Source organism: Pseudomonas sp. PS01301 (assembly GCF_029960215.1).
GTDB classification, from domain to species: domain Bacteria; phylum Pseudomonadota; class Gammaproteobacteria; order Pseudomonadales; family Pseudomonadaceae; genus Aquipseudomonas; species Aquipseudomonas coleopterorum.
Genome location: NZ_JASCPM010000011.1, coordinates 44,250 through 63,743, shown reverse-complemented (window position 1 = coordinate 63,743; position 19,494 = coordinate 44,250). Strand labels below are relative to the sequence as shown.

17 protein-coding genes are annotated in these 19,494 nt (G+C 62.4%); 10 read left to right on the top strand and 7 right to left on the bottom strand.

The features are described from left to right. Positions 1-312 (top strand): YqfO family protein, encoded by a 312-nt coding sequence (locus QMX89_RS08115; RefSeq protein ID WP_049861261.1) that lies wholly within the window; start codon positions 1-3, stop codon positions 310-312. A gap of 14 nt (positions 313-326) precedes the next feature. Here the strand turns inward: QMX89_RS08115 and QMX89_RS08110 are convergent, their stop codons facing one another. The 5 genes from QMX89_RS08110 to QMX89_RS08090 form a co-directional block, all read right to left on the bottom strand. Next, complete coding sequence (locus QMX89_RS08110) at positions 327-2,792, bottom strand: filamentous hemagglutinin N-terminal domain-containing protein (RefSeq protein WP_282347739.1); 2,466 nt, start codon at positions 2,790-2,792, stop codon at positions 327-329. Between the two features lie 190 nt (positions 2,793-2,982). Next, positions 2,983-7,572, bottom strand: coding sequence for a hemagglutinin repeat-containing protein (locus QMX89_RS08105; protein ID WP_282347738.1), 4,590 nt, complete (start codon positions 7,570-7,572; stop codon positions 2,983-2,985). An 85-nt stretch (positions 7,573-7,657) separates the two neighbouring features. Then, complete coding sequence (locus QMX89_RS08100; RefSeq protein WP_282347737.1) at positions 7,658-9,298, bottom strand: ShlB/FhaC/HecB family hemolysin secretion/activation protein; 1,641 nt, start codon at positions 9,296-9,298, stop codon at positions 7,658-7,660. A gap of 243 nt (positions 9,299-9,541) precedes the next feature. Next, entirely contained in the window at positions 9,542-10,099 is a 558-nt protein-coding gene (locus QMX89_RS08095) for a L,D-transpeptidase family protein (protein ID WP_282347736.1), read from the bottom strand. A gap of 51 nt (positions 10,100-10,150) precedes the next feature. Then, positions 10,151-10,705, bottom strand: a complete 555-nt coding sequence (locus QMX89_RS08090) for an NUDIX hydrolase (RefSeq protein WP_049861266.1) — start codon at positions 10,703-10,705, stop codon at positions 10,151-10,153. A gap of 135 nt (positions 10,706-10,840) precedes the next feature. Here QMX89_RS08090 and QMX89_RS08085 point away from each other — a divergent pair, with 135 nt between their 5' ends. The 4 genes from QMX89_RS08085 (at position 10,841) to purT (ending at position 13,519) form a co-directional block, all read left to right on the top strand. Continuing rightward, a complete protein-coding gene (locus tag QMX89_RS08085; RefSeq protein WP_282347735.1) occupies positions 10,841-11,440 on the top strand; it encodes a CoA pyrophosphatase in 600 nt (199 codons plus the stop codon). 51 nt (positions 11,441-11,491) lie between these two features. After that, a complete protein-coding gene (locus QMX89_RS08080) occupies positions 11,492-12,016 on the top strand; it encodes a gamma carbonic anhydrase family protein (RefSeq protein WP_282347734.1) in 525 nt (174 codons plus the stop codon). Then, positions 12,013-12,213 (top strand): DUF1289 domain-containing protein, encoded by a 201-nt coding sequence (locus QMX89_RS08075; protein WP_049861269.1) that lies wholly within the window; start codon positions 12,013-12,015, stop codon positions 12,211-12,213. The genes QMX89_RS08080 and QMX89_RS08075 overlap by 4 nt, the downstream gene beginning before the upstream one ends. A gap of 124 nt (positions 12,214-12,337) precedes the next feature. Further along, positions 12,338-13,519: a formate-dependent phosphoribosylglycinamide formyltransferase gene (gene purT, locus QMX89_RS08070; RefSeq protein ID WP_282347733.1), complete on the top strand. Its 1,182-nt coding sequence runs from the start codon at positions 12,338-12,340 to the stop codon at positions 13,517-13,519. 63 nt (positions 13,520-13,582) lie between these two features. On the opposite strand, the gene QMX89_RS08065 is transcribed toward purT, so the two are convergent. Both QMX89_RS08065 and ccsA read right to left on the bottom strand, forming a co-directional pair. Beyond that, the gene (locus tag QMX89_RS08065) at positions 13,583-14,818 is read right to left on the bottom strand and encodes a transporter associated domain-containing protein (RefSeq protein ID WP_122742488.1); all 1,236 of its coding nucleotides are present in this window, start codon (positions 14,816-14,818) and stop codon (positions 13,583-13,585) included. 10 nt (positions 14,819-14,828) lie between these two features. Next, positions 14,829-15,641, bottom strand: a complete 813-nt coding sequence (ccsA, locus tag QMX89_RS08060; protein ID WP_122742487.1) for a cytochrome c biogenesis protein CcsA — start codon at positions 15,639-15,641, stop codon at positions 14,829-14,831. Positions 15,642-15,808: 167 nt separating this feature from the next. Between ccsA and ffh the strand changes: the two genes are divergently transcribed. The 5 genes from ffh to rplS all read left to right on the top strand — a co-directional run bounded on the left by ffh (position 15,809) and on the right by rplS (position 19,394). Beyond that, positions 15,809-17,191, top strand: a complete 1,383-nt coding sequence (ffh, locus tag QMX89_RS08055; protein ID WP_043193032.1) for a signal recognition particle protein — start codon at positions 15,809-15,811, stop codon at positions 17,189-17,191. A gap of 257 nt (positions 17,192-17,448) precedes the next feature. Then, positions 17,449-17,700 carry a 30S ribosomal protein S16 gene (rpsP, locus tag QMX89_RS08050; protein ID WP_008366201.1) on the top strand — a complete coding sequence of 84 codons (252 nt, stop codon included), beginning with the start codon at positions 17,449-17,451 and terminating at the stop codon, positions 17,698-17,700. A 5-nt stretch (positions 17,701-17,705) separates the two neighbouring features. Beyond that, on the top strand, positions 17,706-18,245 hold the full coding sequence (rimM, locus tag QMX89_RS08045) for a ribosome maturation factor RimM (protein WP_049861274.1): 540 nt from the start codon (positions 17,706-17,708) through the stop codon (positions 18,243-18,245). A gap of 3 nt (positions 18,246-18,248) precedes the next feature. Beyond that, entirely contained in the window at positions 18,249-19,001 is a 753-nt protein-coding gene (gene trmD / locus QMX89_RS08040) for a tRNA (guanosine(37)-N1)-methyltransferase TrmD (RefSeq protein WP_049861275.1), read from the top strand. Between the two features lie 42 nt (positions 19,002-19,043). Then, positions 19,044-19,394, top strand: a complete 351-nt coding sequence (gene rplS, locus QMX89_RS08035; protein ID WP_049861276.1) for a 50S ribosomal protein L19 — start codon at positions 19,044-19,046, stop codon at positions 19,392-19,394. Positions 19,395-19,494 lie beyond the last annotated feature (100 nt).

The window sequence follows — 19,494 nt, the reverse complement described above, 5'->3', positions numbered from 1 at the left end:
GTGTTCAAACTGGCCTTCTTCGTTCCCGACAGCCATGTCGAGCTTGTCAAAAGCGCTGTATTCGCCGCCGGTGGCGGTCGCATCGGCGCCTACGACAGCTGCGCTTGGCAGGTGATGGGGCAGGGCCAGTTTCGGCCGCTTGCAGGTAGCCAACCCTTTTGCGGGCAAGCGGACGTCGTGGAAAAGGTCGAAGAGTGGAAGGTCGAGCTGGTCGTGGCCGATCCGCTCATCGCACAGGTGGTGCAAGCACTCAAGCTTGCCCACCCCTACGAAACGCCGGCCTATGAAGTGTGGCGGCTTCACGAGCTGTAAGCCGCCACTGTTCTTTAGCGCAGACGCATCTGGCCGTACACTCGTTTGGCCATGTCGAGATTGCCCCCGCGCACGTTCACCAGGTTGTGACTCTGCAGCTCGTTCACGCCTTGAGTTTCCTGCGCCTGATCGACTACCCCAGCCACCTTCAGACTCACGCCGTCGCTGGCCGACAAAGCGGACGCCTGGGCAATGCCCTGCCGGTCAGTACGCTTGAAATCGAAACGGCCTTGCTCTATCAGGCTGCCTGTACCTGCCAGACCATAGGCGTGCAAGGCTGCGGTTGCCGGTTCATTCCATTTGCCGGCCAGCAGTGCAGCCTCGCTGGCCAATGTGTCGGGCGCTAGCTTGCCACCCAGTTGAGCTTGTCCTTCCACGTTCAGCACCTTCACATCGTCACTGCGGCTGGTGACCACCAGATTGCCGCCCACGCTGCCCGTGATCGTCTGCGCCTGCACTTCGGCGCCATTGAGTCGCAGCTGGCCATGGGTATCGACAGTGACGGCATCGGCTACCAGCTTGGCGTTGCGATAGGTCTTGCTGTCTTCCTTGTACTGGGTGACGGCCAGTTGCGAGCCGCCGGTGGACGAGCCGATGCCGAACGTCTTAACGTCCGCCTGGGTGCGCTGAGTCGAAGCCTCAAGTTGCACGCCGCCATTGGTAGCCTGGAGTCGAATGCGGGCGGCATCGAGCTCGATGCCTTGCAGGGTGACTGCCTGGTTGTGACGCGCCGATGCGCTCAGGTTGGCATCGTTGGCAACCCGCCACTGCGAATGCACTTGGCGATAGCTGTCCTGCTCGGTCTGGGTCATCTGCAGACCCTGCTCGCTGTTGGATACGTGATGGCCGGTGGCGGTCACTTTGTCGATGGCTGCCAGGTTGAGCAATGTTCCGCCTGCGGAAATGTTCAGCGTGTCGACCTTCTGCTCCTGCGAACCGATTTGCACGCCTGTCAGTAAGGCGTCACGTCCAGCGGACAGGCTGACCGCGCCAGGTGTGTCGAAGCGTGCCACGACGGCTTGGCGCTCGTTGCGGGTACGCTGATCGTCAACGGACTGTCTGTGGTTGCTGGCCTGGTTCAGCGACAGTGCGCCACCGGCGTTCACGGCGATCGGCCCTTGGGTACTGCTGAACGCTGTGCCTTCGTAGTGGCCATCGCCCTTGAGCCGGATGTCCACGCCAGCGCTACCGGCAATGACCCCTACCTTGGCCTGGCTCGTACCTTCGGCGGATTTGTCCGCAGCGGCCTTGAGGTCGTGGTTCTGGGCGGTGATGCGGGTCATGCCGGTGGTGGTGAGATAGGACGTTCCGACGTCGTTGATGTTGCCGTCGACCGAGACATCCACCTCGCTGCCTTGATAGCGGCTGACCTGCGCCTGGTCCGCGTTGTTTCTCGCCGTGCTGGCTCGGATGCGCAAGGCGCCTTCGGCGACGGCATCCACGCCCTGGCTGCGCAGGGCATGCGCGGTCAGGGACAGCTCGCCTTGGCTGCGCAGCTGCGCGTCGGCCAGGTTGAGCTGTTGCGTGCTGTTCACCCTCAGCTCTGCGCTGCCCGCGTCGAGGCGTGCCTGTGGCGCCGGTTCATCGCCGCTGGCGCGGCCCTGCAGGGTGATGTCGCCTGCGGCTGCGATGCTGATGCCTTTGTCCGCCTTCATCTGGACACCCGGCATCTTGATACCGGCACCTTCGTGGGTGCTGACGACGCGGATGCGACCCTCGCTGTCCATGGCGCCAAGCAGGTTGGCATCGATGCGCTTGGGCGTGCGCGTACTGCTGACGACTTCATTGCTGGCGTAATCGATGACATTGCTGCCGAGCAACAGGTCAACGTCGCCGGCTGCACGGATCGATCCGTTGCTGGCGATGCTAGGCGCTATCAGCGCAAGGCTGCCGTCCAGGTTGTTCACCCCGTTCTTGTCCACGCGCAGAACGCCCTTGGCGGCCTGCGTGTCGAGCTGGTGCAGTTGTCCATCCTGCAGCGTGGGCGAACCGACCACAAAGGTTGCACGCGGCACATTGGCCAGGCTGGCGCCGTTGAGGGTGATGCCGTTCGGGTTGGCCAGCACATAGTCTGCCGCCGCGCCGAAGACCACTTGTGGGCCGTTGATGTTGGAGCGGTTGTGCCCGACCACCTCGTTGAGGATGGTGCTGGCGGCCGTGCCACCCAGTTGCGGGTTGGCGTGCATCGCGCCGGCCAGTTCACTGTGCCCGGCCACCACGCTGTTGTTGAGCACCACACCCTCGGTGCCCACGTTGTATTCGCTGTAGACGTTATGCGAGAGGCCCGCCTGGTTGGGCGCGACGATGTCGATCACCGGCACGGTACGGTCGCTGTGGATGATTGGCTTCGCAGCGGCCCCATCGAATGCTGTCAGGCCATCGGCGCCGGCGTATGAGCAAGGCACCAGCAGCGCAGCGGCGATGGCCAGCGGCAGTGAGCGTAGGGTCAGGTGGCGTAAGTGTTTTGAGGCGTGGGTCATCGAGGTCTTTCCTTAGGTCCAGGATTGGTCTGTGCATCGACCGATGGCCGATGCACAGTGGATTACCTTAGGAAGGGTGGGCGCGATGCGACAGGCGGACTGCGCGCAGCGCCCCGTAGGATGCGGCCTAAACGATTGTCAGGCCGCAGAGAGGTGTGCAACCCCGGTTCCATGGGGTCGCAATGGGAGGTCAGAGCGAAAGTTTTTCCACACCTCCTGTCAGGTACTGGGTGCGGTCATGGCCGCCCTCACGGAACAGCCCGGTGTCGATCGTGAGTTCTTCCGGCTTGTCCTTCTGCAGATGGTCGTATACGTCCTTGATCGCGCCCAACGAAGGGGTCAGGGCCAGCAGCGACACAGTCACCAACCGGTCGCGCGAGTCCAGGTCACTGGTCTGCAGACGGTCGTTGTTCAGCGCCACCCGGTCGCTGGCAGTCTGCAACTGTGCACCTTCCAACCGCGTCTGGTGAGTGACCTCCAGACCGATGCTGTCCCGGCCATTGAGGACCGTGCTATGTGCCACGGTGTCACGAAGTTCGCGCCGCATGTCGAAGCCGAGCTTGGCCGAGACGGGCAGCGAGTAGGCAGCGTTCAGCTGGTCCAAGCGCTCTTTGGCCTTGGTACCCCATTCGCCTGCCAGGCTCGCCAGGCCGCCGATTGCCCCCCACGGATCTCCGCCCATGCCGATTTCGGCCTCGGCCTTGACGGTGATGGCATCGACATGGTCCTTCATGCTGCGGGCGTGCAGACTGCCCACCGAGCCGTTGACCTGATCGGCGTGCACCTGCGCACCGGCCAGCCGCAGTTCACCTGGGCTGTTGAAGTCGACCGTGCCTGCGGTCAACCGAGCGTTGGCATAGGTGCTGCTCTGCAGTTTGTCGTAGTCGAGCTTGAACTGTGCAGCGAACTCATCGAGCGAATAGGTTCTGTTTGCACCGCCTGCCTGCCCTCCCAGGTTGAACGAGGCGGAAATCAGCTTGTTATCCCGCTCGCTGGTAGAGCGTGCCGCGTTGATGTGGATACCGCCTCTGCTGGCGTCCAGTGCGATACGGCCGGCGTTGGCCTGCAGCCCCTCCAGCAATATGGCTGCGGCATGGTCGCTGCCGGCTGTCACCGCCATGTCGCCGAGCACATGCCATTGCGCGCCGCGTCGCAGCGTCGAATCTTCGTCGGTCTGGCCGAACTCGAAACCTGCACCGCCCGCCAGTGGTCTGCCACCCGTTGCCGGCTGCGCGCTGACCCTCAGCGAGCCGCTCCCGCCATAGACGTTACCCTCCGCTCTGGCGGTATCGATGCTGGCAAGTACCACGACGCTCTCGCCGGCATTGATGGACAGGCTCCCGACAGGGGCTTGCTGCGAGCCGATATCGGTACCCTGCATGATCACATTGCCCCCGGCGGTCAACGTGACTGCACCCGGCGTATCGAATCGACCGCCCACGCCGATGGTCTGCGTGCTGTCGAGTTCGGTGTACTGCCCACTACCGCCGATGGCTGCGCCGGTGATCACGGGCGCCGGCACCACAGTGCCACTGACTTGCACCGCACCGCGTCCACGGGTCCCGTCGTCATGCTTGACGATGCTGTTGCTGGCCTGGCGCAGTTGCAGGTTGCCCCCGCTGTCGATACTGATCGGCCCTTCTTCGCTGCTCATCAGGGTGCCTTCATACACACCATCGGTGCCCAACTGGATGGCGATACCTTTCTTGCCAAGCAGGCTGCCGACCACGGCGGTTTCCACGGTCTTGTGCTGAGCACTGCTGTGGCCCCGGGCAGCGGCGCCGAACGTCCAGTCGGCACCGATCGACGTTTCCAGCCGAGCGATGGCGTCCACCCCCAGCGCGTCGATGGTGGTGCGCACGCTGTTTCGAGCAGCGTCCAAGGTATGGCTGCCAGCGCTCAAGGCGATCGCTCCGACCGTGCTCTCATACTGGGTTCCGATGTCGTGCAGCTTGCCGGTGACCGCGATATCGATGTCACCGCCCTTGAATTCCGTGACGCGGGCAATGTGGGTCAGCGACTGGCTGTTGCGATCCTGGTAGTCACCCTTGAGATTGATACCCACGCTCCACGGCAGCAGGCTGTCCTCCAGGCCGGTGGAATACAGGCTGGTCTGATCGACGCCCGTCCACAGCTTCTGTACCTGACGGGTTATGGCACCGTAGTCCAACGAAATGCCTGCGCTGAGCTTGATCTTGTTGTAGTCCAGGGCGGTCTTGGTGGCGTCGGTGACAGCCTGGTTGCGAACCTCATCGGCGCGCACTCGCAATAGCCCCCCGGCTTCCACATGCGCCGCCTGGGTGGTCAGCGTTTTCGCTGTCAGGCGAGCGTCCTTACCCGCCTTGACGGTGCTGCGGGTGTGCACGCTTTCACTGCGCCCATCGGTGTCGGTCTGCAGGCTGAATGTGGACGCCACACCCACGCGATCGAGGCCTGAGGTGATCTCGTAGCCTACGGTCCTCCCGGTTTCCCGATTGCGGAAGCTGCGCAGTGCCTGTGTCGCCAGGATGCGGATGTCCTGAGCCGTGAGCACCGCGTCCTGCTCGGCCTCGACCGACGAGCCGAGCATGGCCAAGGTTTCTCCAGCCTCCAGCGTGACGTTTTTGCCCTTTAGCGTGCTGGCCTGGTGGGTGGTCAGTTGTGCGGTGTCCAATGTCCACTGCTGGCGCAACCCTGCGCCTACGTTCACTTGTCCAGATGCGCCTTGCGCATCGTCGACTGGCTGGCCCGAGCCGGGTCCGGCAGCCTCGACGAACACCGTCAGGTTCCAGTCCTTGCCCTTGAGTGTGGATTCGCTGCTCTGCTCACCGGCACGGACAGTCAAATGACCCTCAGTCTTGACCTTGAGATCGCCCTTGGCCGAAATGCTCGAGCCTATGATCTGAGTGTCGTACTGGCTCTCCAGGTTCACGGTGTCACTGGCCTGGAGCGAGCTACCTTGATAGGTGCTTTGGCTGCGGTCGTAGCTGCGATCGGACGATCTGAACAGAGCCGTATCCAGACGCGCATTTTCCAGGCGCTTGTGCGCTTGTACGCCTTCTATGGTGAGACCTTGGGAACCGCTTTGCAGGACGATATCCTTGGCCCGGACCTTCGCGGCGACAAGGTCCACGCGATCGGCCTTGGCCTCGACCTTGCCGGCGTCCGCCGTCAGCTGGCTGCCACGGTGGTCGATGGTCTTCTCGCGGTCGTGCATCTCAGTGCGCGAGCGCCGGACGATCACGTGCCCTTCGCGACTGTTTTGCTTCACCGAGCCATGCAGGGCGACGGTACCGATGTCCACCGAGTCGGTGCCCGAAAGATCAATATCACTGCGGCTGGTCAGATCACTGCCGGTGACCTTGACGGCACGCCCGGCCAGGCTGATCGATTTTCCATCCAGGCGGCTGGACGCGGCGGTTTGCGCCGTCTGCGTGGCGGTGCTGTCCAGGCGCTGCGCACCTTGGCGTTGGTTGCTGACGGTCACGCGGTCCAGGGTTTGATCGACATTGGCGATCACTTCCAGCGCGTCGCCCGCGCGCACGGCAATGTCACCGCCGCTACTGATGTGGGTGGCGGCGAGCTTGGCGTTGTTGCCTGCGCTCAGGGTTACATTGTGCGTTACGTCGAGGCTGTTGGTCAGGTGTTCGATCCGTCTTTTATCGACTGTAGTGATGGTTGCGCCCGCGGGCAGAAAGTACCAGTCGTTTTCCACGCCGTTTCTCAGGCTGGATTCAGTGGTGCGGGTCAAGGTGTCCAGGTTCAGGTTGGCACCGGCATCAGCGGTAATCGACGCGCCGCGCGCGCGCACCGACTTGAGGCTCAGATCACCGACCGCGCTGAGGCGAATATCGCCGTCGCCAGCGTTCAATTCGCCCTGGGTCGCCAGGCCGTCGCGAAGGGCGGTGCTGGCCATGTTCAGATTGCCCTGGGACGCTATATCGATGCCCTGCCGCGCCTCGATCTGGCTGATGCCCATGTTGATACCGGCACCTTCGCGCGTGCTGAGGATATTGATCCGATTGGCATGCATGGCCCCCACCAACTGCGCATCGGTCTTGAAGCCGTTCTGCTGAATGTTGCTGATTGCCAGGCTGTTGGCATCGACCCGGTGGCTGCCTAACAGAATGTCGAGATTCTGCTCTGCGTTGATCTGACCTTGCTGGTCGATCCTCGGCGCGATCAAGGCCAGCGAACCGCCGTTCACCGTGACACCTGTACCGTTCACCCGCAGTGCTGCGCGAGGGTCGACCGTACCGCCCGTGTCGAATCCGGCGATACGGCCGTTCTCGACCTGAGGCCGACCCACCAGGAAGGTCGCCTGATTATTCACCCCAAGGTTCACCCGCGCGCCGTTCAGGGAAATACCGTTGGGGTTGGCCAGTACGTAGTCGGCTGCCTGGCCGAAGATCACCTGCTCGCCATTGATATCGGAGCGGCGCCGACCAATCACTTCATTGAGAATGGTACTGGCGGCCTGACCCCTGAACTGCGCATTGGCCTGGACATCCTGGAACTCTCCACCCACGTGGGCCTGACCGGCCTGCAAGCTGTTGTTCAGCACCACGCCAGGTAGGCCGACGTTGTATTGCTCGTAGCGATTGTGCGATAGGCCGGCGGCGTTGGGTGCGACGATATCGACGACAGGCGCACGGCCCGAGCCGTTGACGATGACTGGTGTAGGCCCCGACTCGAAGGCGGGCTGGATGACGTCGGCGCTGGCCATGTAAGGGGCCAGTACGATACTGGCAATCGCCAGGCGCAAGGTGTCGCGCTGAACACAACGTGATGGTTTTTTCATGGGGATGTGTACCTGTTTTTAGAAGTTTTTCAGAACGTGTTGGTCAGAACTTCCGTGTCAGAACTTCCATGTCAGAACGCGTGTTTCAAAAGGCTTGCGACAGCCCGAAGGTCCAGAAACCTGGCTCCGGTGATGTACTGGTGCGCCGATGCAATCCGCGTTGATAGTCCAGAGTCAGCTGTCCATCGGTCCAACTCAGGGCCGCACCCGTACTCAGGCCGACGGCCTGTTGGGTCTGGACCTGGTTGTAGGTGTGCTGGCCCCAGCCCAGGTCCAACCCGGCACGGGGTGTCAGGTACAGGCCGGGGGCCAGCAGGTGAGAGGTGCTCAGGGTGTTGCGCAGGGTGGCGCCGTTGGACACCGGCTGGCTGTCCAGGCGGTAGCCACGCACGTTGCCGCTGCCGGCCAGGCGCAACTGCTCCAGGCTGGGCAGCGGGTCGGGGCTGTACTGAAGATCCAGTTCGGTGTTCCAGGCCCAGCGCCGTTCGAGCAGGTTGAACAGCGAACGGCGAGTGACCGTGCCCCGGTACTTTTCGAAACGCGGTTGGGGCGCGTCATGGCGCAGCGGTGTGCTATCGCTCCCCAGCCAACCCTGCCCGCGGGAGTAGCCCAGGTACCCACTCCACACCGAATCGCCCAGGTGAGTCAGGTTCAGCCCGAAGCTGGCAACGCTCAGCGTCGTGCGGCCGTTGCGCACGGTCGTGCCGTCGAACAGCAGGTCGGTGCGAGTCTGGTCCAGGCGCAGGTGTGCGTTGAGCAGCGTGGTCTGGTTGCGCCACAGGCTACGGTCCAGCTTGAGCCCGTAGCTCTCCAGGCTCTGCGCCACGTTGTGGCGATTAGCCAATGGTGCCCGCGATTCGAAACGACTCGCTAAGGTATTCAGCGTCCAGCGCCCGTAGGGTATTTCGTAGAACAGCCCACCTTGGCGACTGAAGCCTGCGCCACCGTCCAGGCTGTGGGCATAGCTGGCAGCCAGCGAATCGTTGAGGTGCAACGGGTTGTCCAGGCTCATGCTCAATTGCGCCTGGTGCCGCCCGGAACTGTCGCTGCCGCGGTTGTTCAGACCGGCGCCCAAGGTCCAGGATCTGCGTGTGCCTCGCGGACGCAGAATGATCCGCGTGCCGCCCACCTGCTCGCCGGGCGCGATGTCCAGGGTCAGGTCGACCGAACGCAAACGGTTGAGCTGGTCCAGGCCACTTTCCAAATCGGTGAGTTTGAGCGGTCGGCCAATCATTCCGGGGAAGGCGCTGCCCAGCGCCAGATCGGTACTGCCATCGGCGATTTCGATCGACTCGATAAAGCCTTCGAGCATGGCGAGTACCAGTTCGCCATCGGCTTCGGGCAATCGAAGGACGTAAGGTCGGGCGGCGATGTAACCGGCCTTCACATAGGCACCCGTCAGCGCGAGCAGCATCTGGTTGATGTCGCTGACGCCGATGCACGGCGAAACCCAAGGCTTGAGAACGGCTTGCAGCGTATCGGTATCCAGCAGATGGTTGTCCTGCACCTGCACGGCGGAAACCGGCCAGCAATCGGCATCGCTCTCGACCCGTTGCGGGGCGGCCGGCGCTTGCACCGCTGTGTCTTTATGAAGGGTTTCCAGTCGTTGTGCTCGTTCGGTCGCTTCGCGCTCCAGACGCTGGCTATCGAACTGGCGCAAAATCTGGTCATCCAGCTTGGGCACGCCTGTTTCGGCCAGCGCCAGGGCAGGTCCCAATAGCAGCATGGATAACAGGCAGTCTTTGCGGAAAATCGTCATTGCAGCCCAGCCCCAGTTGTCGACCAATCAATAGGGGGCCACTTTATGAGGCAGGACTTCCCAGGGAACGGGCAGGGGAGAAGGGTTGTAGGTAGGAAGAATCTGACAGACAGTGGGAAAGCGAGGATTAGAAAAAGGAACCACTCGTAGGATGGTTCCTATGATGCCTGAAGGACCGTCACGATTGCGCCGCTGCAGAAAGCCTTCGGCTCAAGGCCGGATCTCGATCATCGTGCCGTCCTTGACCAGGCTCCACACCTCTCGCATGTCGTCGTTTTTCATGGCGATGCAGCCATCGGTCCAGTCCAGGGTGGCGAAGTACCATTCCGGGTACTCCGCGTCGATCGGAGTACCGTGGATCATGATCATGCTGCCGGGTGGAACGCCCTCGCGGCGAGCCCGGGCCGCGTCGCTGATATTGGGGTAGGAAACGTGCATGGCCAGGTTGAACCGATCGCTGACCTTGCGCCAGTCGAGCCAGTAGAAACCTTCGGGGGTGCGTTTGTCGCCCTCTCGTTCCTTGGCACCGTTGGGTTGCTTGCCCAGCGAAATGCGATAGCTCTTGAGCGGCTCGCCGCCGCTGATCAACTGCAACTGGCGGCTGGTCTTGAGCACCAGCACCTTGTCGATCGGATCCACGCCCAGGCGCTTGCCGGGTTTAGCCACAACGCCGATCTGGTCAACCGGCTTGCGTTCCACGGTAACGGTGAAGGCCGCCTCGGCGCTCACGGCGAAGCACAGGCAGAACAGGGCGGTCAGGCAGCGCATCGATGGAGTATTCCTGCAATGAATACGCACCGCGGGTGCCGGTGCGTCGGGTCAGGTCTGAGGCGGCTGCGCGAGCAACGGCCCCACACACTCGTTGCGGACCGGATAGTTATGCTCCAGCCGGTCAGCGAAAAAGTATTCTAAGGTACGCCCGACGGTGGGGAAAGCGAGCTCCGCCCAAGGGATCTGATTTTGCGCGAACAATCCCACTTCCAGACTTTCCTCACCCACGGCAAACACAGGCTCGGACATTTCGGCACGGTAGAACACCTGCACCTGGCTGATGTGCGGTAGATCGAAAACGGTGTACAGCGCAAGGTCGGTCACCTGGGCGCAGGCTTCTTCCATGGTTTCGCGGCTGGCGGCCTGCTGCAGGGTTTCGCCATTTTCCATGAAGCCTGCGGGCAGGGTCCAGAAACCGCGGCGCGGTTCGATGGCCCGCCGGCATAACAGGACCTGTCCCTGCCATACGGCGATGCAGCCTGCCACCACCTTGGGATTCTGGTAATGAACGAGGTGGCAATGTCCGCAGACGAATCGGGGACGTGTGTCGCCGGTGGGGATGCGCAGGGTCACCGGGTTGCCGCAATGGCTGCAGAAATTCATGCTGAGATCCTTGATGGCTGCCGCTATCTTGGCCGTACTGTCCAAGGGCCGCAAGCCTGCGGCGGGGCAAATCGGGCTTGGGCTGCCAGCGGCTTTTGGTGCATCATGCCAGCAGGCCACGGATCGAGAAACGCCATGCTGGACGAGCTACTGCGCCGAGTGAGCAGCCACACCCCACGCACGCTGGAAACCGACAGCCGTTTTCCCGAAGCGGCGGTGCTGCTGCCCATCACTCGCAGCGACGAGCCCGAACTGGTCCTGACGCTACGTGCCTCGGGGCTCTCCACCCACGGCGGCGAAGTGGCCTTTCCCGGCGGTCGGCGCGACCCGCAGGACCCGGACCTGGTGTTCACCGCCCTGCGTGAGGCCGAAGAGGAAATCGGTCTGCCGCCGGGGCTGGTGGAAGTGATCGGTCCGCTCAGCCCGCTGTTCTCCAAGCACGGGCTCAAGGTCACGCCTTTTGTCGGGATCATTCCCGACTACGTCGAATACCAGCCAAACGATGCCGAAATCGCTGCCGTGTTCTCGGTGCCGCTGGAGTTCTTCCGCCAGGATCCGCGCGAACATACCCACCGCATCGATTACCAGGGGCGCAGCTGGTATGTGCCCAGCTACCGCTTCGGCGAATACAAGATCTGGGGGTTGTCGGCGATCATGATCGTCGAGCTGGTCAATCTGATGTATGACGCCCGGATCAGCCTGCACCGGCCTCCCGAGCACTACACCGCCATCTGAGCGTCGCTCGGCCAAGTGCCGTGCCGACCGCTGCTGCGTCGAGGACATCACATGAAATACCGTCTGGGCGACTCTCGCGTCGAAACCCATCCCGACAGCTGGATCGCACCCAACGCCACCCTGATCGGCAAGGTGCGGCTGCAGGCCGGCGCCAGCGTGTGGTTCGGCGCCGTGCTGCGCGGCGACAACGAACTGATCGACATCGGCGAGCACAGCAACGTCCAGGACGGCACCGTGATGCACACCGACGCCGGCGTGCCGCTGACCATCGGTCGCGGCGTCACCATTGGCCACAATGCCATGCTGCATGGGTGCACCGTGGACGACTTCAGCCTGATCGGGATCAACGCGGTCATCCTCAACGGTGCCAGGATCGGCAAGCACTGCATCATCGGAGCCAACTCGCTGATCGCCGAAGGCAAGGAAATTCCCGATGGATCGCTGGTCATGGGGTCACCGGGCAAGGTCGTGCGCGAACTGACCGAAGCCCAGAAGCGCATGCTCGAAGCCAGCGCCGCGCACTACGTCCACAATGCCCAGCGTTACGCGCGCGAACTGACCGAGCAGGATTCATGAATCCTCTACCCAAGCCGGTCAAGTCACCCTGCATCAGCGTGTGTGCACTGGACGAGGACGATGTGTGCACAGGCTGCCAGCGCACCGCAGTCGAAATCACCCAGTGGGGGCGCATGAGCGACGAGCAGCGTCGCGACGTCCTGCGTCTGGCTCATCAGCGCGCCGTGGCCCAGGGCCTGATGTTGCCGAGCCTTTAGTCGAGCTCGTGCCCTCGGGCGGCGGTACTGGCGCGCGCAACGCCGTGTTGGGTTAAAATGCCCGCCCCTGTCGGGCAGGCGTGCGTGCTGCCCCTCGATCCAGACGCTTCCCTGAGGACCTGAAATGACCCGTATCGGAACCCCCCTGTCGCCGACCGCGACCCGCGTATTGCTGTGTGGCTGCGGCGAGTTGGGCAAGGAAGTGGTGATCGAGCTGCAGCGCCTGGGCGTCGAAGTCATTGCCGTCGATCGCTACGCCGATGCGCCCGCCATGCAGGTTGCCCACCGCAGCCACGTCATCAACATGCTTGACGGCGCCGCCTTGCGCTCGGTCATCGAAGCGGAAAAGCCGCATTACATCGTGCCCGAGATCGAGGCCATCGCCACGGCCACTCTGGTGGAGCTGGAGTCCGAGGGTTTCACCGTGGTGCCGACCGCGCGTGCGGCCCAACTGACCATGAACCGTGAGGGCATCCGGCGCCTGGCTGCCGAAGAGCTGGACCTGCCGACCTCGCCGTATCATTTTGCCGACACCTTCGAGGACTACGAGCGGGCCGTGCAGGACCTTGGCTTCCCCTGCGTGGTCAAGCCGGTCATGAGTTCCTCGGGCAAGGGCCAGAGCCTGTTGCGCACGTCCGCCGATGTGCAGGCGGCCTGGGAGTATGCCCAGGAAGGCGGGCGCGCCGGCAAGGGCCGGGTGATCATCGAGGGCTTCATCGACTTCGACTACGAGATCACCCTGCTGACCGTGCGCCACGTGGGCGGCACGACGTTCTGCGCGCCGGTCGGCCATCGCCAGGAGAAGGGCGACTATCAGGAGTCCTGGCAGCCCCAGGCGATGAGCCCGGTGGCTCTGGCCGAATCGGAGCGTGTGGCTCGCGCGGTGACCGAAGCCCTGGGTGGGCGTGGTCTGTTCGGCGTCGAGCTGTTCATCAAGGGCGATCAGGTGTGGTTCAGCGAGGTCTCGCCGCGTCCGCACGATACCGGTCTGGTCACGCTGATTTCCCAGGACCTTTCCCAGTTCGCCCTGCATGCCCGTGCCATTCTCGGCCTGCCGATCCCGCTGGTTCGTCAGTTCGGGCCGTCGGCCTCGGCGGTGATTCTGGTCGAAGGCAATTCCCGCCAGACCGCCTTCGACAACCTTGGAGCTGCGTTGGCCGAGCCGGATACGGCACTGCGTCTGTTCGGCAAGCCTGAAGTCAATGGACAGCGGCGCATGGGCGTGGCCCTGGCCCGCGACGAATCGATCGAAGCGGCCCGTGCAAAGGCCACACGTTCCTCGCAGGCGGTCAAGGTCGAGTTGTAAGGCGTAGGTCGACTGGCGCCTGTCGAACGGCGGCGCCAGTCAAGACGGCTTGCTAAGTTGGTGTCATGCCGCAGGCAGGCTACTTGCGTGCCAGATCAGTACCCGCGACGCACGGTTTTCCTCGGTTTCGAGAATCTCCATCCGATAGCGGCCTATCTTCAGGCAGACGGCGCTGGCCGGGATGCTTTCCAATGCCTCGGTCACCAGACCGTTGAGGGTCTTGGGACCGTCACTGGGCAGGTGCCAGCCCAGGCTCTTGTTGATGTCACGGATGGAGGCCTGACCCTCGACCACGAAGCGGCCGTCCAGCTGCGGGTGGATATGGGGATTGGCCAAGGCGTCGTCATCTTCGAACTCGCCGACGATCTCTTCCAGAATGTCTTCCAGGGTAACGATGCCCTGCACCTCGCCGTACTCGTCGACGACGATGCCCAGCCGCCGCTGCTGTTTGTGGAAGTTGAGCAGCTGCATCTGCAGGGGCGTGCTTTCCGGTACGAAATAGGCTTCGTAGCAGGCAGCCAGCAAGGCTTCGATGGTCAACTCGCGTTGAGGCAGCAAGTGGCTGATCTGGCGGGTGTTGAGCACGCGCTCGACATGGTTGATGTCATTGTGGAAAACCGGCAGGCGGGTGTGCCGGCTGATCATCAACTGGTCGATGATCTCGTCCAGCGAGTCTTCCAGGTTGATACCGTCGATCTCGTTGCGTGGCACCAGAATGTCGTTGACCGTGATCTTGTCCAGGGCATGAATGCTGTTGGCCAGGTGCGGCTTGTTGCTGCGCGCCTCGGCAGCCAATTCATCGAGCACGCTGCGGGGCTGGGCAGGTTCCTGCCGGGGGCCCTGATTCGGGTCCTTGCGGGCGAAGGGTACGACCAGCAGGCGCGCAGCGCCGTCCAGCAACCACGCCAGCGGCCAGACCAGCTTGAGCAGCGGTGCCAGCAGCGCATTGGCCATGCCGATGAACGGCCGCGGGTAGCGCTGGGCAAGATGACGTGGCAGGTAGTCGGCCAGCACCAGCAGAATGATTGCAGTGCCCAGGCCCCCCAGCCAGGCGCCATGAGCGCCTCGCAGATAGATGCCCAGCGTGACGCCCAGGGTCACGGCCAGGGCGCGGACCAGGGTGCTCAGCAGTATCAGGCTGGGCAGGGGCGCCTGGAGCACTGGCCGATCGCCGTTGCGCCCGGTAGGGCGCTGAGCGGCGAGTGTGTGCACCGCCGCGTCCACTGCACACAGCAGCGCGGCGAGGAGAATGGCCAGCGCCAGCGCGCCGAGCATCGGCCCTAGGGGCAGAGTGTCCATGGGTGACCTGTCAGATGTGCAGAATGTATTCGCGAACCAGCTTGCTGCCGAAATAGGCCAGCATCAGCAGGCAGAACCCGGCCAGCGTCCAGCGAATCGCCTTGTGCCCGCGCCAGCCCAGGCGATTGCGCCCCCACAGCAGGACGCTGAAGACGATCCAGGCCAGGCACGCCAGCAGGGTCTTGTGGACCAGGTGCTGCGCGAACAGGTTCTCGACGAACACCCAGCCTGAAATCAGCGACAGCGACAGCAATCCCCAGCCAGCCCAGATGAAGCCGAACAGCAGGCTTTCCATGGTCTGGAGCGGCGGAAAGTTCTTGATCAGTCCGGCGGGGTGCTTGTTTTTGAGTTGGTGATCCTGCAGCAACAGCAGCAGCGATTGGAACACGGCGATGGTGAACATGCCGTACGCGAGTATGGACAGCAGGATGTGCGTAAGGATGCCAGGCTCTTCGTGGATCAGCGGCGCGGTTCCGCCGGGCACGAACTGCGCGATCAGGATGGTGGCCAGGCCCAGGGGGAACAGCAGCACCAGCAGGTTTTCCACGGGAATCTGACTGGTCGCCAGCAGGGTCAGGGCGATCACCGCCACGGCGATCAGGCTGGCGGCGCTGAAGAAGTCCAGGCTCAGCCCCAGCGGTGTCAGCAGTTGCGAGAACAGCGCGCAGCCATGGGCGATGACGGCCAGGAAGCCAAACAGGTAGAGCAGGCGCTTGTCAGCCTTGCTGCCTTGGCCAATGCGGGTCGCCTGATAGGCAGTCGCAGCGGCGTACAGGCAGGCGGCGGCGAGGGTGGGTAATAGACTGGGTGACAAGGGGAGCATAGGTCCTGTGGAGCACAAGCCGGAAAGTGCCTGAGTTTGGCATCAAATGCCCGCCGACGAAAGACTGCGTACCGCGCAGTGTCCGTGGCACCCACTCTTGGTTATAATCGCCGGCCTGCTCTTGCCGCCACAACCTCGGCTCAACCAGAGCCAGAAAGGATCGCGACATGTTTGAAAACCTTACAGACCGCCTCTCGCAGACGCTTCGCCACGTTACCGGCAAAGCCAAGCTGACCGAGGACAATATCAAAGACACCCTGCGCGAAGTGCGCATGGCGTTGCTCGAAGCCGACGTCGCCCTGCCGGTGGTGAAGGACTTCGTCAACAAGGTCAAGGAGCGTGCGGTCGGCACCGAGGTTTCGCGCAGCCTGACCCCGGGCCAGGCGTTCGTGAAGATCGTCCAGGCCGAGCTCGTCGAAATGATGGGCGCCGCCAACGAGGAACTGAGCCTGGCGGTGACCCCGCCGGCGGTCATCCTGATGGCCGGTCTGCAGGGCGCGGGCAAGACCACTACCGCCGGCAAGCTGGCGCGCTTCCTCAAGGAGCGCAAGAAGAAGACCGTGATGGTGGTGTCGGCCGACGTCTACCGTCCGGCGGCCATCAAGCAGCTGGAGACCCTGGCCAGCGATATCGGCGTGACCTTCTTCCCGTCCGACATCAGCCAGAAACCGGTGGACATCGCTCACGCCGCGATCCGCGAGGCCAAGCTCAAGTTCATCGACGTGGTCATTCTCGACACCGCCGGCCGTCTGCACATCGACGCCGAGATGATGGGCGAGATCCAGCAACTGCACGCGGCCGTCAAGCCGGCTGAAACGCTGTTCGTGGTCGACGCCATGACCGGTCAGGACGCGGCCAACACGGCCAAGGCCTTCGGTGATGCGCTGCCGCTCACCGGTGTGATCCTCACCAAGGTCGACGGCGACGCCCGTGGCGGTGCCGCGCTGTCGGTGCGTGCCATCACCGGCAAGCCGATCAAGTTCATCGGTATGGGCGAGAAGAGCGAAGCGCTCGAGCCGTTCCACCCCGACCGGATCGCCTCGCGCATCCTGGGCATGGGCGACGTGCTCAGCCTGATCGAGCAGGCCGAACAGACGCTGGACAAGGACAAGGCCGACAAGCTCGCCAAGAAACTGAAGAAGGGCAAGGGCTTCGACCTCGAAGACTTCCGTGACCAGCTCGTGCAGATGAAGACCATGGGCGGCCTCGGTGGCCTGATGGACAAGTTGCCCAGCATCGGCGGTGTGAATCTCTCGCAGATGGGCAATGCCCAGAATGTCGCCGAAAAGCAGTTCAAGCAGATGGAAGCCATCATCAACTCCATGACCCCGGCCGAGCGCCGCGATCCGGACGTGATCAGCGGCTCGCGCAAGCGCCGTATCGCCATGGGTTCGGGCACGCAGGTGCAGGACATCGGTCGCTTGATCAAGCAGCACAAGCAGATGCAGAAGATGATGAAGAAGTTTTCCACCAAGGGTGGCATGGCCAAGATGATGCGCGGCATGGGCGGCATGCTGCCCGGCGGCGGTGGCGGCATGCCCAAGATGTAACGCATTCCGTCGGCACGAGAGTCCTTTGGGAGCCTGCTCCCGCACCTGCACTTCCCGTGCCGATGAATACCCTGGCCATGTGGCCAAACTCCGTTGCTTGCAACGGCTTATAGGCAAATCCACGCTGCAAGCCCCGACCTATCGGAAAAAGGCATTTGCAAATGTCCGTGTATTCCTTGAGAATATGCGGCCTTTCGGGCACCCGTGTGCCCGCTGTGCATTATGATTTGCAGCACCGACTACAGGAACGATGTTCAATGCTAACCATCCGTCTTGCCCGTGGCGGCTCCAAAAAGCGCCCGTTTTACCAACTGACCGTAACCGATTCGCGCAACCCGCGTGACGGTTCCCACAAAGAGCACGTGGGTTTCTTCAACCCTGTTGCCCGTGGTCAGGAAATCCGTCTGTCCGTGAACCAAGAGCGCGTCAACCACTGGTTGAGCGTGGGTGCACAGCCTTCTGAGCGTGTTGCTCAGTTGCTGAAGGAAGCTGCCAAGGCCGCGGCCTGAGCAATATGAACGCGACGCCAGATTCCGCTGATGACTTGATCGTCGTCGGCAAGATTTTCTCGGTACACGGCGTTCGCGGCGAGGTGAAGGTCTTTTCCTTTACCGATCCGATAGAAAACCTGCTCGACTACAAGACCTGGACGCTCAAGCGCGAAGGGGTTGTCGTCAAACAGGTAGAGCTGGTCAGCGGCCGATCCACACAAAAGGATCTGGTTGCCAAGTTGAAAGGCCTGGATGATCGCGACGAAGCCCGTCTTCTGTCCGGTTACGAGATTTGCATCTCGCGCAGCCTTTTGCCCGACCTGGCCGAAGATGATTACTACTGGTATCAGCTTCAGGGCCTGAAGGTCATCGATCTGCAGGAGCAATTGCTCGGCACCATCGATCACCTGTTGGAGACCGGCGCCAACGATGTAATGGTGGTGAAGCCCTGCGCGGGCAGCCTGGATGATCGTGAACGCCTGTTGCCCTATACGGCGCAATGCGTGTTGAAGGTCGACTTGGCCGCTGGCGAGATGAGGGTGGATTGGGATGCGGACTTCTAGGCGATGGCAACCCTTCGCGTTGAAGTGATCACCCTGTTCCCCGAGATGTTCTCGGCCATCAGTGAGTACGGCATTACCAGCCGCGCGGTGAAACAGGGGTTGTTGCAACTGACCTGCTGGAACCCGCGGGACTACACCACGGACCGTCACCACACAGTGGATGACCGGCCCTTCGGCGGTGGTCCGGGAATGGTGATGAAGATCAAGCCCCTGGAAGACGCGTTGGTTCAGGCCAAGGCAGCAGCAGGGGAAGCGGCGAAGGTGATCTACCTCTCGCCCCAGGGCCGACCGCTGGTACAGGGCGCCGTGAAACAACTGGCGACTTCCGAATCCCTGATTCTGATCGCCGGGCGGTATGAAGGCATCGACGAGCGTTTCATTGAAGCTCATGTCGATGAAGAGTGGTCTGTTGGCGACTATGTGCTGTCGGGCGGTGAATTGCCCGCCATGGTCCTGATCGATGCGGTTACACGACTGCTGCCCGGAGCTTTGGGGCATGCGGACTCCGCGGAGGAAGACTCCTTCACGGACGGTCTGCTGGATTGCCCGCACTACACCCGACCGGAGGTGTATGCGGATCAGCGTGTTCCCGACGTATTGCTTAGCGGCAATCATGCACACATCCGGCGCTGGCGTTTGCAGCAGTCCCTTGGGCGGACCTACGAACGACGTGCCGATCTTCTGGAAAGACGCTCGCTTTCTGGAGAAGAGAACAAGCTGCTGGCGGAGTATCTCCGCGAGCGGAACGATAGTTAACGTATCGATGGCAATTCAGACGATTTGCCTTAGGAGCACAGCATGACCAACAAAATCATTCTGCAACTCGAAGCCGAGCAGATGAGCAAAGAAATCCCTCCCTTTGCCCCGGGCGACACCATCGTCGTTCAGGTGAAAGTGAAGGAAGGCGATCGTTCCCGTCTGCAGGCGTTCGAAGGCGTTGTCATCGCCAAGCGCAACCGCGGCGTGAACAGTGCTTTCACCGTACGTAAAATCTCCAACGGTGTTGGCGTAGAGCGTACTTTCCAGACCTACAGCCCGCAGATCGACAGCATGGCCGTGAAACGTCGTGGTGACGTGCGTAAAGCCAAGCTGTACTACCTGCGCGACCTGTCTGGTAAAGCAGCACGTATCAAGGAAAAACTGTCCTGAGAACAGTTTGTTTCTGATGCAGAAAAAGGCAGCCTTCGGGCTGCCTTTTTTGTGGGTGAAGGTTTGTGGGCGAGTGTTGGCAGGTGAGTGCTCAATGGCA